Raw genomic sequence first — 14,727 nt, 5'->3', positions numbered from 1 at the left:
CAAGCCCCGCCCCACGTTTTCCGGAAACCGCTACAGCACTACATTTGAAGCAGAAGTATCAAGCCGTCCCATCCGGAACGGCTTGATACGGGAGCCTTACCAGGGACAAGCCGCCGGTTCGGGAAAATACTCCTCGCTGATAAACTTTGCCGTTGGCCCATCCTCTGCGATCAGGGCATATTTGGCAATACGTTGCCCGGCCTCCTCCGGGGTACTGGTACCCTGGTGACCGGTAAAGTCGGTTTGCGTATAACCCGGGCAAACGGCATTGACCTTAAAAGGCGTGCCGCGCAGCTCGTAAGCAAGGTTCAGGGTATACATATTCAAAGCGGCTTTGGACGACTGGTAGACCACGAACCTCCGGGGATATTGTTCGTTATGGATATCGCCCGCCAGGGTAAGCGAGGCCATAGCCGTGCTCACATTGACGATACGGGGTTGCGGCGCTTTACGGAGCAGGTCCATAAAGGCTTGTGTAACCCTTACCACGCCCAATACATTGGTATCATACACCTTGCTGTATTCATCAGCCCCGGTCGTTAATGCATCCTGCTCAAACACACCGGCGATACCGGCATTATTGATCAGCACATCCAGCACCCCGCTTTTTTCAGCGATCATGCGCCGGGCCGCATCGACCGATGCCTGGTCGGTAACATCCAGCGGGATAGCCGCCACCGAACCGATGTCTTCGGCTTGCAGCCTTGCAACTGCATCCTGGCCGTTTTCCGCGTTGCGGCAACCTAAATAGACAAAGAAACCCTGCCGGGCGAGTATTTTCGCCGTCTCGAAGCCAATCCCTTTATTGGCCCCGGTAATTAATGCTGTCTTCATTTGTTTTATTGATTTGACCCCGCGAAGGTAACAGGCCGCTTACGCCGCGGCAGGGACAAATCCTCTTAATTACGGGACAAATCCCTGAGATCGGATAAATAACGGCTTACACTCTTACCCGTGTTCTTTTTGAAGAGACGGGAAAAATACCCGGGATCGCTGAAACCCAGGTCGTAGGCCAGTTCCTTTACCGACATGTTGCCGTATTGCAGTTTACGCTGCGCCTCCAGCATAAGGCGGTTAGTGATCCACTCCTTGGGCGATACACCGGCATATTCTTTAACGATGCCATAGAGTGTGCCCGATGTAAGGGCCAGTTTGCCGGCGATGCTTTGTACATCGTGCTGTTCGGCAAGTTCCTCTTCTACCGCCAGTTTAAAGGCAATATATTTCGACAGCCTTGGATTTACCTGCGGTTCATGGCTATGGTACTGTTCAAAATAAGCGGTATTGAATTCGGTAAGCAAGGTATGTAAGTGTGCCAGGATCACTTCTGATTTTTTCTGCTTGCCTTTGCTGTGCAGGAGTTGAAACAGGCCTGCAAAGAGGTTTTTAACCCGCTGCCGTGCAGCCTCGTCAAAAGATATCGTGTGTGCGCCGAAGGGGTTGAGCAGGAAGGCATACGTGCCAGGCAAGAGCCGCAGTGTGTTGTCATCGAAGGAGAGTGCATATTGCTGCATGTCCTTATCGTAAGGCAATTTGGTAAATACCTGGTTGGGCAGGCCAAAGGCCAGTTCGCCGTCATGAATGGTAAAGTCTTCGAGGTCAGTTTTAAAAGTAGCATTACCCTTTTCCAGGTATTGGAAATAGTAAAACGAAAGCCGGTGCGGCTGGCGCAGGATCCGCATAACATCGTCGGGAAGCGGTATGGCACAATTCTCGTTCAGCGCAATCGCAACCTGGTCATGATGTCTTATTTTTTCCAGCAACCCCGTTGTTTCTTCCATGAGCACCTCCTGTTTTTTTTGCAAAATTACCATAATAAATAAACCCCGGCAGGGTCTATGCCATAGCCAGTTGCAATACAGCTATAGGCACCGCCAAAAAAGGCCATCTCCGGGGAGATGGCCTTCAATCGTACAAGCAAGGACGCTTAGTGCACCTTTACCATTTTTTCTTTGACCTGGATACCCGGCCCTTTTATTTCCAGGTAGTAAATACCGGCAGGATAAGCACTGGCATCCTGGTAAAGGGTATTACTACCGGGCTCCACCGTCTTTTGCATCTGGTCCATCACCCTTCCGGTAATGTCGTACACCCGGAACGCAACACTGCCTTTGGCCGGGGCATTGAGACCTATCTTCCAACCGGTGCTGGTAGGATTTGGCGTTATCGTGACATGGTTGATTAAACCCGGGTCGTCGCCTCGGAGTACCGTACCGGTACCTGCCACGCCGTCATCGCTTCCCGGTTCCTCTCCGCGCCCGGGTTTGGGATACGGGTTATTGGGTATACAAAAGACGATGCAGCGTGTACATTCCAGGTTGTTGTTCATACCCTTCAGGCAGAATTGCGGGTAATAACCGCTGGTGATGGGAAAGGTATAACTAATACTTGCGGTATTGCCGAGATAAACACCGTTAAAGTTCCAGTCGTATGACTGTTGCCCGGGCATGGCGTTAAAAGTATAAGCATAAGGGTTGTCGGTATTGGAACAGTAGGCAAAGTCGCCGGGACAAGGTGTAAGCCCGGTGGGATTATCGCCCGGGCATATAGTCAGGCATTTCGTACAGGACGCCGTACCGGTAGCGTTTACGGCATTCAGGCAAACCGTGCTGGTTGCAGCAATATTTACATTTACCGAAGGCGTATTGCCTGCAGGTACTCCGTTTACCGTCCAGTTATAGGCACTTTGCGGGTAATTTGCCCTTAAAGTATACATATAAGGATTAGCCGTGCTGGAGCAGAAGCGGAAACCGGCTTTGCATACATCGTAAGTCACGATAAGCTCGGGCCAGGACGCGGCATCAGCATGATCGCTGGAAGCAAAAATCTGCCCTCGGTAGTACGTCGATTCATCCTGCATGGAGATCTGGAAACCGTTATTGGCATAGGGATCGCTGGCCAGGCCGGTTACGATCTGCTGTACCATATTCGTCACGTTCATCGAAGCGGTATAACTCCAGCGGGAAGTCGTCAGCGGCAGGGTCACCCAGTTGGCGGTAACAGGATCCGTGGCCGGTTGCAGGTTCCAGGTAACACCCGATTCAGTCCAATTATTAGCGGCGCCGGGCTGCACCCGTTTTACCCAACCGAGATTGGACAAGGGATAGGGACTGCCGGTAAAGTAGCTATTGCCCCAGGATCCGGTCGTGCTTGGGGTACGCAGTACCAATGTGGCACTAATGATCTGCGCACCGGCCGGTAGCGTACTAAGACCCGCAAACCGGATCAAACCTCTTATGGTTCCCGGGTTACCATCCCAGGTCCAGCGCATGGCGTCCAATTCGGTACTGGTACCGAAATTGAGCGTAGCGGGTGTGCCGGGAAGCCCGGTAGGCACCGAACCATTATCCAGTTTCCATACGTGGGTATCCTGGCCGGCGGCTGCATTGGGCTTAAAGGATACCGTGGTTTGCGCCGTCGCCGCAAAAGCGAGCAGGCATACCGCGAGACTTGTCATTGTCTTTTTCATAAAAGAGGCGTTTTAATGATGAAAACAAATTGTAAGCAGATCCGGATTTCTCGTCATGCCAGGCAGCCGGAAGCGAACTGGCGGATGTGTGGATACGCATGTGCACCCGTTTTCGCTGCATAAGCAAGCATGCAACGGGAGCCGGTCCGGTATATTACCATCCCGGTCATGCCTATCCTTTCTTAATTGATTTCGAGGGTAATTTTTGAATGTACCGGCTGGTACCGGGATCTTAAACAGGTTAATTCCGTATCGGTGGAAATAAGCGCTGCTAAAACGCCCGATGAACCGGGTACAATAGTAAGCTGCTCCGGGGAAAAAAGCAGAAGGTCCGCCCGGTTCTTATCTTAAAAATTCATAAGTGTGCCGATTGGCGCATAGCTGCGTAAACGGCCATAACGATAGTCACCTGCAAGCTTCATACCTGCGGTAACGCACACTATTGTATAGACAAAGGATTCAGGCCGGCTATGCGGCTTGCAGACTAGCCCTTCCGGCCCAGCAGTCTCGATTTATTAAATGCCCAGTTCATACGTGCTATATGCAGCACTGATATCTGTTGGGGGCATTCTACTTCGCAGGCCTCGGTATTGGAACAAGGACCGAATTGTTCGGCGTTCATTTGTGCGATCATAGCGTTTACCCGCTGAGGCGCTTCCAGCTTGCCTTGTGGCAATAAGGACAGGTGCACGGTTTTCGCCGACACAAACAAGGCAGCGCTCGAATTTTTACAGGTAGCTACACAGGCGCCGCAACCGATACAGGCCGCGGCATCAAAAGCCGCCTCGGCAGTATCATGCGCAACCAGGATACTGTTTGCTTCCGGCGCCGAACCGGTGCCCGCGGCAATATACCCGCCGGACTGGATGATCCGGTCGAATGCCGACCGGTCTATTTTAAGATCGCGCAGCACCGGGAAAGCCGCGGCCCTGAAGGGTTCTATATAAATGGTATCGCCATCGCGGAAGGAACGCATATGCAGCTGGCAGGTGGTTACATGCGGTAAGGGGCCATGCGCCCTGCCATTGATCATCAACCCGCATTGCCCGCAAATGCCCTCCCGGCAATCATGATCAAACTCGATAACCCGTTCGCCTTTGCCGATCAGCACACCGTTTAAGGCATCGAGCATCTCCAGGAAAGACATATCTTCTGTCACATCATCCAACGTATAACTGACCATGCCGCCGGGACCGTCCCGTTCATCCTGTCTCCATATTTTCAGATGTATTTTCATAACCTTGTTTTTTTAAGAGATGATCGCTGTATCCTGTCCCGCAGAACAGTCTACTTATAACTCCTGGTGCTCAGCGCTACCTGTTCAAAAACGAGCGGTTCGGGATGTAAGACATGAGGCTGGTCTGCCCCCTGCCATTCCCAGGCCGATACATAACAAAAGTCCCGGTCGTTACGCATCGCTTCGCCATCCTCAGTCTGGTACTCTTCACGGAAATGCGCCCCGCAGGACTCTTCCCGCGCCAGGGCATCCCGGCACATCAGTGCGCCGAGTTCGAGATAATCGGCTACACGACCGGCTTTTTCCAGTTCGGTATTCACTTTATCATCGCCCGTAACTTTCAGGCGGCGGTAAAACTCCTGCCGCAATTCCCCAATCTCGCGTATGGCCCGCTCCAGGCCTTCTTTAGAACGGGAAAGGCCACAGGTATCGTAGAGCAAGCGCCCCAGGTTCTTGTGAAAATAGTCGGCAGGCAGATCGCCCTGTATAGACAGTAACTCGTCGATCTTTGTTTGCGCCAGTGCTTCGGCCAGGTCAAAAGCAGGATGAGCGGTCGTTACCTTTTCGGCCTTCAGTTCGCCGGCCAGGTAGTCGGGAATCGTATAGGGCGCCACGAAATAACCGTCCACACAGGCTTGCAACAGGGAGTTGGCGCCTAAGCGGTTAGCGCCATGATCCGAAAAATTGGCCTCGCCCAACACAAACAAACCGGCTATGGTGCTCATCAGCGTATAATCGACCCAGAGCCCGCCCATGGTAAAATGCGCGGCAGGCGATATCAGCATAGGTTGTGCATAGGCATTGATGCCGGTTATCTTCTGGTACATAGTAAACAGGTTGCCGTATTTTTCGGCGATCTTGTCTTTACCCTGTTCACCGATCGCTTTGGAAAAATCGAGGTAGACTGCGTTTTTCATAGCGCCTACGCCATGTCCTGCATCTATCCGTTCTTTTGCGGCCCTGGAAGAAATATCCCTGGGCGCCAGGTTACCGAAGGAAGGATATCGCCGTTCGAGGTAGTAATCCCTTTCCGGCTCGGGGATATCGTTGGGATGACGCGTATCTCCGGCCTTCAATGGCACCCATATCCTCCCGTCATTACGCAGCGATTCAGACATGAGGGTCAGCTTAGACTGGTGCTGCCCCGATTGCGGCAGCGAGGTCGGATGCACCTGCACCCAGCTTACGCCGGCCATATAGGCGCCTTTTTTATGAGCCCGCCATATTGCGGATGCATTGCAGCCCATCGCAAGCGTAGACAGGTAATAGATCTTACCATATCCGCCACTGGCCAGCACTACGGCATCTGCAGCATAACGCTCCAGCTTACCGGTTTCCAGGTCTCTAACAATAATGCCTTTGGCCTTTCCTTCCACGACCACGAGGTCTAGCATCTCGTGGCGGGTATGCAGCGCCACTTTACCGGTATGTACCTGCCGCATCAGGGCCTGGTAAGCGCCCAGCAGCAATTGTTGCCCGGTTTGTCCTCTTGCGTAAAAGGTACGGGATACCTGCACACCGCCGAAAGAACGGTTATCCAGGTAACCGCTGTATTCACGGGCAAATGGCACGCCCTGTGCTACAGCCTGGTCGATCAATGCGGCCGAACATTCTGCGAGCCGGTATACATTGGCCTCACGCGAACGGAAATCGCCGCCTTTAATCGTGTCGTAAAACATCCGGTATACACTATCGCCGTCATTCTTATAATTCTTGCAGGCATTTACCCCACCCTGCGCCGCCACAGAATGCGCCCTGCGCGACGAGTCCTGGAAACAAAAGCAATCGACGGCATAACCCTGTTCGGCCAGGGATGCGGCGCAGGAGGCGCCCGCAAGACCCGTCCCTACCACGATCACCTTCATTTTTTTCCGGTTGGCCGGGTTTACCAGCCGCGCATGCGCTTTATAATAGTTCCATTTATCTGCCAGGGGGCCCGGGGGAATTTTTGCATCCATAGGATCAGGCTTTATTGAAGTAAATATAAACAGGGATGATCATGAAGCCCGCAGTAATCGCCAGGGTGTACAGCTTACCCGCTACACGCACCACTTTGCTGTACAGGGGATGGTATAAACCCAGGGTACGGGCCGCACTGCTGAAGCCATGTAACAAATGAAAACCCAGCGCCGCAATACCCGCCAGGTAAAGCAATACATACCAGAACTCTTCGTAAGCCGCGACCACTATGGCATAGAGATCGGTATACCCTTGCTCGTCAAGTGGCAGGTTCCCGAACTTGTACCGGTACCAGAAGTCTTTGAGATGCAGCACCAGGAACAGCAGGATGATCATACCCAGGAAGCCCATATTCCGGCTGTTCCAGGTACTCGAGGCTTTTCGCTTATCATATACATAACCGCGGCCACTGGCCTTACGCGCGCGCAGGGTGAGCAATAAGGCATAGACGATATGTGCCAGGATGCTCACAAACAGGAGCCATTCTATAAGCTTGATGAGGACATTGCCCGACAGCAGATGGGAATACCAGTTAAAAGAAGCCCTGGCGCGGTCTGCAGGCAATAGAAGCTGCAGGTTGCCCAGCAAATGTATAACCAGGAACAGGCAAAGAAAAGTGCCGGTTAACGCCATCCAGATTTTGGATATCTGAGTTGATCGCATACGCTTGTGTTTTAAGTTACCAAAGTCCCAGCACCTTCCACCAGAGGCCGCCGGCCGCAAACCATACGGCCAGGAAGAGCACACTGATAAAGAAGCCGTGTTTCCACCAGTCACGCATATCCACATAAGTACTGCCGAAAAAGATAGGGGCAGGCCCGTGGCCATAATGGGTAAGCCCGCCCATAAGCGTTGCAGCAGCACCGAGGAAAATGGCCAGCATGGTGCCCGGTACGCCGACAGAGATACCAACGGTAAGAAATACGGAATACATGGCCGCCGCCTGTGCCGTAGCGCTGGCAAACAGGTAATGGCAATACGAATAGACCAGTACGATAAGCGGGAAAGCCCACTGCCAGCTCAGCATACTGAGCTTGCCCCCCACCAGGTTGCCGAACCAGCCGATAAAACCAAGCGAATTCAGGAAGGAGCCCATCATCACCAGGGAAGAAAACCATACGATCGTGTCCCAGGCGCCTTTTTCGGCCTTTACATCTTCCCAGGTAAGGACGCCTGTAAGCAGGAGGATACACAACCCGATCAATGCACCGGTAGTCGCGTCTATCGAGAACAGGTTGCCAAATATCCACAACACCAGCAGGATAATGAAAGTGGCTACCATCAGCCACTCCTGTTTACTCACCGGGCCCATCTCTTTCAGTTTGGCCGCAGCCATAGCCGGCGCCTCTTTGGTATTCTTCAGCTGCGGCGGAAAGAACCGGTACAGAAATAAAGGCAGCAGCAGGAAACAGATAATACCGGGAACAAAAGCCGCTACGGCCCAGCTGGTCCAGGTGATATGAATGCCCAGGTCTTTGGCGAACTTCTGCGCCATGGGATTGCTGGCCGTAGCCGTAAGAAACATGACCGAGGTGATCATGTTGGCGTTATAACTGCTCAGGGTCAGGAAGGCCCCGATCTTTTTATGCGTGTCTGCCTGTTCCGGCACGGATCCCATATTTACGGCGATCGATTTCATGATCGGGAAAATAACACCACCGGCCCTTGCCGTATTGCTGGGTATAGCCGGCGCCAGGATCAGGTCGGCGGTATTGAGGCCATAAGCCAGCCCCAGCGGCCCTTTACCAAACAGGCGGATAAAATAATAGGCCATACGGGTACCCAGGCCTGTTTTAATAAAACCGCGGGCAATGAAGAAAGCCAGGCCGATCAGCCAGATGGTGGCATTACCAAAACCACTGAGCGCATCGGTAACCGATTTGACCGGATTGCCGGGGGCCAGCACCTGGGTAACGGCGCACATGGTTATACCCAGCATCGCCATCGTACCCATCGATGCGGCTTTGAGAATAATACCGGCAATGGTACCGACAAAAATAGCCAGCAGGTGCCAGGCATTGGGCTTAAGTCCTTCAGGTACCGGTATAAACCAGATTACCACGGCAATGATTACAGTGACCAGCAGGGCTTTTAGATTTATTTCTTTCATAGTACCGGGATTTAGAAGCGACATTGTAATTGAACATACAACAGGCTATGGTTATAAGTGGCAGTGAGCGGTATTTCGGTTTTATACAGGTCTATGGCCGTACCGACCTGGAGCGTGGCAAAAAAATCGTCGGCAAAGATCAGGCTCAGGTTGGGAATAAGGGTCTGGCGCGGGTTGTCGGCCTTTTTAAACGATTCATTAAAATGTTCGTAGCGGGTCGAAAATTCGATAGCGCGTACTCTTGGCGCTTTGTATTCGAAGCGCAGGATGGGGAAAAAATAAAAACCGCGCATGCGGTAATCGCCCAATCTCGGGTCGGGCTCCTTGGCCGCATGGAAGGCCGTAAAGTTGGTACCGGACTTATATTCTGCCATCAGCAACAGCTTCCACTTCTTCGACAAATCGATACGGGCCGACACATCGCCGCCCCAGGCATTGCCCGTGGCGCTGGCGCTGCTGCCGGTACCCGCATTGAGCCCGACGGTAATGCTTTTCAAAAATTTCTTTTCCAGACGGGCATAAAAATTTTTGGTATCATCATTATCGGAAGCCTGGTTGCGGTTATTGCCGTTATAACCGCCAACATAGTAACGCATGGGGTTTTCGTCATCGGCGGTAATATCGCCGAATACGGTTACGCCGATCTGGAAGCTTTGCCAGCCATTGGCGCCAAACGTATAATACTGGTTGGAATAATCCATGGTCCGGATCAGGTCCACGGGCACGGCATCCTCGATACCGAAGAAGGGCCGGAACTGTCCCGCCTGTACATTCAAATGCCGGTTGAGCGTATACTTGATATACGCGTTCTCCAGCACCTTGTTTATAGGATTGGAACTGAACTCGGCAAAATTAACCATGAAGTTGGCGGAGAAGTGATCGTTGACATTAGCCTTGATCATAACCCGCGCCCGTTTTACGAAAAAGGCATTGGTTACAGGATCTTTGGTGTCCTGGTTGAAGTTAACCCCATTGACATCGACATTCCGGCTGAGCGAAGCTACATACCGCGTCTGCAACAGGCCGCTGAAAGAAACGGAACGTTTAAAGGCAGAAAAATTCCTGGGGGTATCGGCGGCAACAGTTGCTTCCTGCGCGTAAAGTTGGGGGCGGGCAATGCCCGCGGCTGCAAACAGGATGGCAATGAACAGACGGTAGTGTTTCCTCATAGCTTCTGGCTTTGGCCCGCATAAATATACAATCTTTTAATAAATATCAAAATGACATATATTATGCAAATAAAGGTAACAGTAAGCGCCAGGGCCCACCGGGCGCAGCTATTACAAAGCCGGTGTCAAAAAGCAGGAGGAATAACAACACTCGTAACGCCTCATTTTTTACAAAAGAATAATGATCGACCCGCTGACGATGAGCAAACCACCTATAATGGTTTTGACATCCAGCGGCTCTTTGAGGATCAGGAAGGCAAGCCCCATGGTTATGGCCACGCTCAGTTTATCGATAGGCGCCACTTTGGAGGCATTACCGGTTTCCAGGGCCTTGAAATAACAGATCCAGGAAAGACCGGTGCTCAGCCCCGACAAGACCAGGAACAAAAGATTGTTTTTGCTGAGTGTTTTAAGCTCGCGCAACTCGCCGCTGAACACGATAATGCCCCAGGCCACAAACAGGATAACCACCGTACGGATCGCAGTTGCCAGGTTACCACTGATCCCTTTGATCCCCATTTTGGCCAGTATGGCCGTAAGCGCGGCGAATACCGCCGAAAGGATTGCATAAAGTTTCCACATATTCCCTGGTTTTGAAAGAAGAGTTGGATGACGACTTGTTGGTATTAACAATAAACAAGCCATCGTCCCCTTGTCCGTTACGGCAAAGCTAAGACCCGATCCTGTAGTAATCCTGAACAGGACTTAGCGTAACATGCCTTAGACGAAGTTAACGTATTCTCTATAACCTCCGGGGTATAAAACCACAATCCTCAGCGTATCCAGCATACCGATGCAAGCGGCAGCTCATCCGGCACAACGGTATCCGGCTGCCGTACAAAGCCATGGCGCTCCAGCAGGCTGTTCAGCGGGCTGCCGGTATATTCCTGCAGCCAGGTATGATCATAAGGCTGGCAAACAGACAGGCATTTATCAAACAAGGCGGCAGCCACAGCAGGATCCGTGTATTGGCGCAGTATGCCAAAGTCCGCGATCCGTATGGCACGTTTACCTTCCAGTATACCGGGTCTTGCACCCTTGCCTGTAATGCGGGCATAACCCGCAGCATTATTATCTGCATATACCACCAGCCATTGGTTGGCCAGGCTATTGATTTCGGCGGTAAGTGTTTTTATATTAAAACGGCGGGAGATGTAATGATCCAGGTCGGCCGGGTCCAGCAATGCAGCATATTGCTCCCTGGCCAGTGCATGGGTAAGCGACAACAGGGTATCTATGCCCTGTTCGGTAGCCACGGTAAATTTTGTAATAATATTCATAAAGGTATCTGTCTATACCGGCAAAATTAGGTGGCTCGCGGGCCGCAAACCGGTACAGCTGCTAAAAACAGGACTGGTACAGTTATAATTTGCTGCCTGCCGCCTTAAGGGCACGGATCCTTTTGGGCGAAAATTTATCGGCAAAAACCAGGCGGAAATAATGGTCAAAAGCGTTGGAAAACGAAAACGTATACCCCGGTGTAAACCTTACCCCGGCCTTTTCACAATGGTTATAGAAATGTGCCATATCCGTATGCCCCGGCATCTTTACCCAGATGTTATACCCTCCCGCAGGCGTTAAGGCAAGGGTCTTTTCCGGGAAGTGCTCCGACAGCAGATTAAGCGCCAGGTAAGCATTCCGGGCCAGCTGGAGCCGGAAGGCGCGTACATGCCGCTCGTAGCTGCTGGCCGTCAGCAAACGGTTTACCATTTCCTGGTACAAAGGCGCCACCGTGCTGCCAAGTGCAAACCGTACCTGCTCTGCCCGTTGCATAAACTTACCGGCTGCCAGCCAGCCCAATCGTATACCCGGCGCCAGGGTCTTTGCATAGGAAGTATAAGACAATACCAGGCCGCTGTCGTCCAGGCCTTTTATAGTTGACGGACGCGGACCATGAAAGTTGAGATCGCCATAGATATCATTTTCGATCAGCGCTACATGATGCTGTAGGGCGATAGCCAGCAGCTCCTGCTTTTGCGCAGGACTTAATAGTATACCGGTAGGGTTATGAAAATTAGGCGTAACCACCACCGCCCTGACCGGGTTACGGGCGCAGGCTTTTTTAAAGAAACTAAGATCGAAGCCCGTTTGCGGGTCCACCGGCACCTCGATCACCTTAAGCTGTAATACCCGGATCACCTCCAGCACGGAAAAAACACAGGGGCTTTCTACCGCTACCACATCGCCGGTCTGGCATACCGCAGCCAGGGCAATGTATAAGGCCTGCAGCGCGCCGTCGGTAATAAGCAGTTCTTCCGGGTCGATAGCCGTTTGGTAAGCCGCAGCCCGTTTAACGATATTATTACGGAGCGCAGCCGAACCATTGGCCGGGTAATAACGCAACAAACCCGCGCCTTGTTCCCTGATCACCTGCTGCATGGTACGCAGCAATAACTTTTGCGGCATTAAAAGGTCGCCCGGCGCAGCGACATTGAACTCAGAAAAACTACGGCCCAATCCCTGCGAAGTCGTAAGACCGAGGTGCCGTTTAAAAACAGCATCGCGTACTACGGGTTCCCGCCGTACCCTGCCCTGCTTTTCCGGTTCCGGTATCCGGTTGCTTACATAATAACCCGACTTGGGTACACTTTCCACCAGTCCGCAGATGATCAGGTACTCGTAGCCGTTCTGGACCGTACTGGCACTGGTGCCATACTGTTCCTTCAGATCCCGCACCGAGGGCAGTTTGTGGCCGGGTTTAAAAATGCCCTCGCGGATATTCTTTTCTATAGCAGCCGTAAACAGTTCGAATTTGTATCGTTTCATCTGTACTGGTTATTTTTTCATTTTCTATACCTGTACTACAAAGCTAAGCCATTTAATTTTGAAGAAAAAAGCCGCATGACCGACCCCTGTTTTATGGATACGCCAGATGATCTACGCCGTTATACCCTCTCGGAGTTAACCGGGCTTTGCTCGGCGTTGAGAACCTACCTCATCGATCACGTATCGGCACATGGCGGGCATTTCAGCTCGAGCCTGGGCGTGGTCGAATTGACGGTGGCGCTCCACTATGTATTCGATACCCCGGAAGATAAAATCGTATGGGATGTGGGCCACCAGGCTTATGCACATAAGCTGCTTACCGGGCGCGGACCGCTTTTCCACACCAACAGGTTGCTGGATGGCATCAGCGGCTTTCCCTGCAGGAGCGAAAGCGATTTCGATGCCTTCGGTACCGGCCATTCTTCCACATCGCTGTCCGCCGTACTGGGTATGGCTTGTGCCGCACGCCTGCAGGGCAACAACACACGCAAGCACATTGCCGTGATCGGCGATGGCGCCATGACCGCAGGCCAGGCCTTCGAAGCCTTAAACAATGCAGGTTACGAAAATGCCGATATGCTGGTGATCCTCAACGATAACAACATGTCGATAGACGCCAATACCGGCGCGCTGCAACATTATCTTTCCGAACTCACTACGGGCAAACAGTATAACAACCTGAAATCGCGTATCAAAAAAATGCTGTCCCCGGACGATGCCACTGGCCCCGCAGTGATGTTATACAAACTGGAAAAGATCCTTAAAGGCGGTTTGCTCCGCTACAGTAACCTCTTCGAAGCCCTGAGCATCCGGTACTTCGGCCCCATAGACGGGCATGACCTGAAGAAACTTACCCGGATACTGGAAAAACTGAAACATATACCGGGTCCCAAACTGCTGCATTGCGTCACCGAAAAGGGAAGAGGTTTTGCACCGGCCATGGAGCACAAGGCGCAATGGCATGCCACAAGCGCATTCGATAAGCATACCGGCATCAGGACCGGCACAGGCAACGCCACCACCTTCCAGGAAGTATTCGGTAACACCTTAATAGAGCTGGCCGGCAACAACCCGCGTATCGTAGCGATATCGCCGGCTATGTTATCGGGAAGTGCATTGAGCCGCATGAAGCGGGAAATGCCTGACCGTGTTTTCGATACCGGCATTACCGAGCAGCATGCCGTAACCTTCGCCGCCGGGCTGGCCACCGACGGCCTCTTACCCTTCTGCACCATTTACTCCACCTTCCTGCAACGGGCTTATGACCAGGTGATCCATGATGTGGCCCTGCAACAACTCGATGTGGTGTTCTGCATCGACCGGGCAGGCGTTGTTGGTCCTGATGGTCCTACTCATCATGGGGCATTCGATATCGCCTACCTGCGCTGTATACCGGGCATTACCGGTGCGGCGCCTATGGACCTCGAAGACCTGCGTAACCTGCTGTTCACCGTACAGGCCGGGAAAAGCATGGGGCCTTTCGCCATCCGTTATCCCAAAGCTGCGGGCAATGGCAATACCCTGCCTCCCGGTTTCCGGGAACTGGAGTGCGGTAAAGGCCGCAGGATCAGGTCCGGCAAGGATATCGCCATCCTGTCGCTGGGCGCTGTGGGCCAGTATGTACAGGAAGCCTGTGCCGTATTGGAAAAAGAGCATTTGGATATAGCCCATTACGACCTGCGTTTTTTTAAACCGCTGGACGACGTCCTGCTGCACGGGGTAAGCCGGCAATTCAGTACCCTGGTTACGATAGAAGACGGCTGTATCAACGGTGGCGTGGGCAGCGCTGTGCTTGAATTTATCGCCGAACACGGTTATCAGGTCCGGGTAAAACGCCTGGGGCTGCCCGACACCTTTGCCACACAAGGCACGCAACAACAACTTCATGCCTTGTATGGTTATGATCAGCAGGCCATCATTACCCTGGTACGCAGCCTGGCAAACGACATACACCGGCATAAACCGGCTGATGAGCACCAGGCCCCCGGCTTCACCGGCAATATAACCCTGGTATAAT

The 14,727-nt window shown here is 52.5% G+C and carries 12 protein-coding genes; 1 reads left to right on the top strand and 11 read right to left on the bottom strand.

Annotated features, from left to right (window positions below; all coding sequences use genetic code 11):
- Nucleotides 1–96 precede the first annotated feature (96 nt).
- From B0I18_RS09880 to B0I18_RS09830, 11 genes are all read right to left on the bottom strand, one after another.
- Nucleotides 97–834 carry an SDR family oxidoreductase gene (locus tag B0I18_RS09880; RefSeq protein WP_106522514.1) on the bottom strand — a complete coding sequence of 246 codons (738 nt, stop codon included), beginning with the start codon at nt 832–834 and terminating at the stop codon, nt 97–99.
- A 65-nt stretch (nt 835–899) separates the two neighbouring features.
- Complete coding sequence (locus B0I18_RS09875) at nt 900–1,781, bottom strand: helix-turn-helix domain-containing protein (RefSeq protein WP_106522513.1); 882 nt, start codon at nt 1,779–1,781, stop codon at nt 900–902.
- A 146-nt stretch (nt 1,782–1,927) separates the two neighbouring features.
- Nucleotides 1,928–3,469 carry a DNRLRE domain-containing protein gene (locus B0I18_RS09870; protein WP_106522512.1) on the bottom strand — a complete coding sequence of 514 codons (1,542 nt, stop codon included), beginning with the start codon at nt 3,467–3,469 and terminating at the stop codon, nt 1,928–1,930.
- A 484-nt stretch (nt 3,470–3,953) separates the two neighbouring features.
- Nucleotides 3,954–4,706 carry a succinate dehydrogenase/fumarate reductase iron-sulfur subunit gene (locus B0I18_RS09865; protein WP_106522511.1) on the bottom strand — a complete coding sequence of 251 codons (753 nt, stop codon included), beginning with the start codon at nt 4,704–4,706 and terminating at the stop codon, nt 3,954–3,956.
- 50 nt (nt 4,707–4,756) lie between these two features.
- Complete coding sequence (locus tag B0I18_RS09860) at nt 4,757–6,664, bottom strand: fumarate reductase/succinate dehydrogenase flavoprotein subunit (protein WP_106522510.1); 1,908 nt, start codon at nt 6,662–6,664, stop codon at nt 4,757–4,759.
- A 4-nt stretch (nt 6,665–6,668) separates the two neighbouring features.
- Nucleotides 6,669–7,328 (bottom strand): succinate dehydrogenase cytochrome b subunit, encoded by a 660-nt coding sequence (locus B0I18_RS09855; RefSeq protein ID WP_106522509.1) that lies wholly within the window; start codon nt 7,326–7,328, stop codon nt 6,669–6,671.
- 16 nt (nt 7,329–7,344) lie between these two features.
- Nucleotides 7,345–8,775 (bottom strand): anion permease, encoded by a 1,431-nt coding sequence (locus tag B0I18_RS09850; RefSeq protein WP_106522508.1) that lies wholly within the window; start codon nt 8,773–8,775, stop codon nt 7,345–7,347.
- Between the two features lie 11 nt (nt 8,776–8,786).
- Nucleotides 8,787–9,944, bottom strand: coding sequence for a porin (locus B0I18_RS09845; protein WP_106522507.1), 1,158 nt, complete (start codon nt 9,942–9,944; stop codon nt 8,787–8,789).
- Nucleotides 9,945–10,112: 168 nt separating this feature from the next.
- Nucleotides 10,113–10,526, bottom strand: coding sequence for an EamA family transporter (locus B0I18_RS09840; protein ID WP_106522506.1), 414 nt, complete (start codon nt 10,524–10,526; stop codon nt 10,113–10,115).
- 191 nt (nt 10,527–10,717) lie between these two features.
- Nucleotides 10,718–11,224: a dynamitin family protein gene (locus B0I18_RS09835; RefSeq protein ID WP_106522505.1), complete on the bottom strand. Its 507-nt coding sequence runs from the start codon at nt 11,222–11,224 to the stop codon at nt 10,718–10,720.
- 82 nt (nt 11,225–11,306) lie between these two features.
- The gene (locus B0I18_RS09830) at nt 11,307–12,710 is read right to left on the bottom strand and encodes an aminotransferase-like domain-containing protein (RefSeq protein ID WP_181358412.1); all 1,404 of its coding nucleotides are present in this window, start codon (nt 12,708–12,710) and stop codon (nt 11,307–11,309) included.
- A gap of 75 nt (nt 12,711–12,785) precedes the next feature.
- On the opposite strand from B0I18_RS09830, the gene dxs reads away from it, so the two are divergent.
- Nucleotides 12,786–14,726 (top strand): 1-deoxy-D-xylulose-5-phosphate synthase, encoded by a 1,941-nt coding sequence (gene dxs / locus B0I18_RS09825; protein ID WP_106522504.1) that lies wholly within the window; start codon nt 12,786–12,788, stop codon nt 14,724–14,726.
- Nucleotide 14,727 lies beyond the last annotated feature (1 nt).

The sequence above is a fragment of the Taibaiella chishuiensis genome (assembly GCF_003014535.1).
Taxonomy (GTDB): Bacteria; Bacteroidota; Bacteroidia; order Chitinophagales; family Chitinophagaceae; genus Taibaiella; species Taibaiella chishuiensis.
Note: the sequence above shows the minus strand (reverse complement) of the source record. Positions and strands in the feature narration are given on the sequence as shown.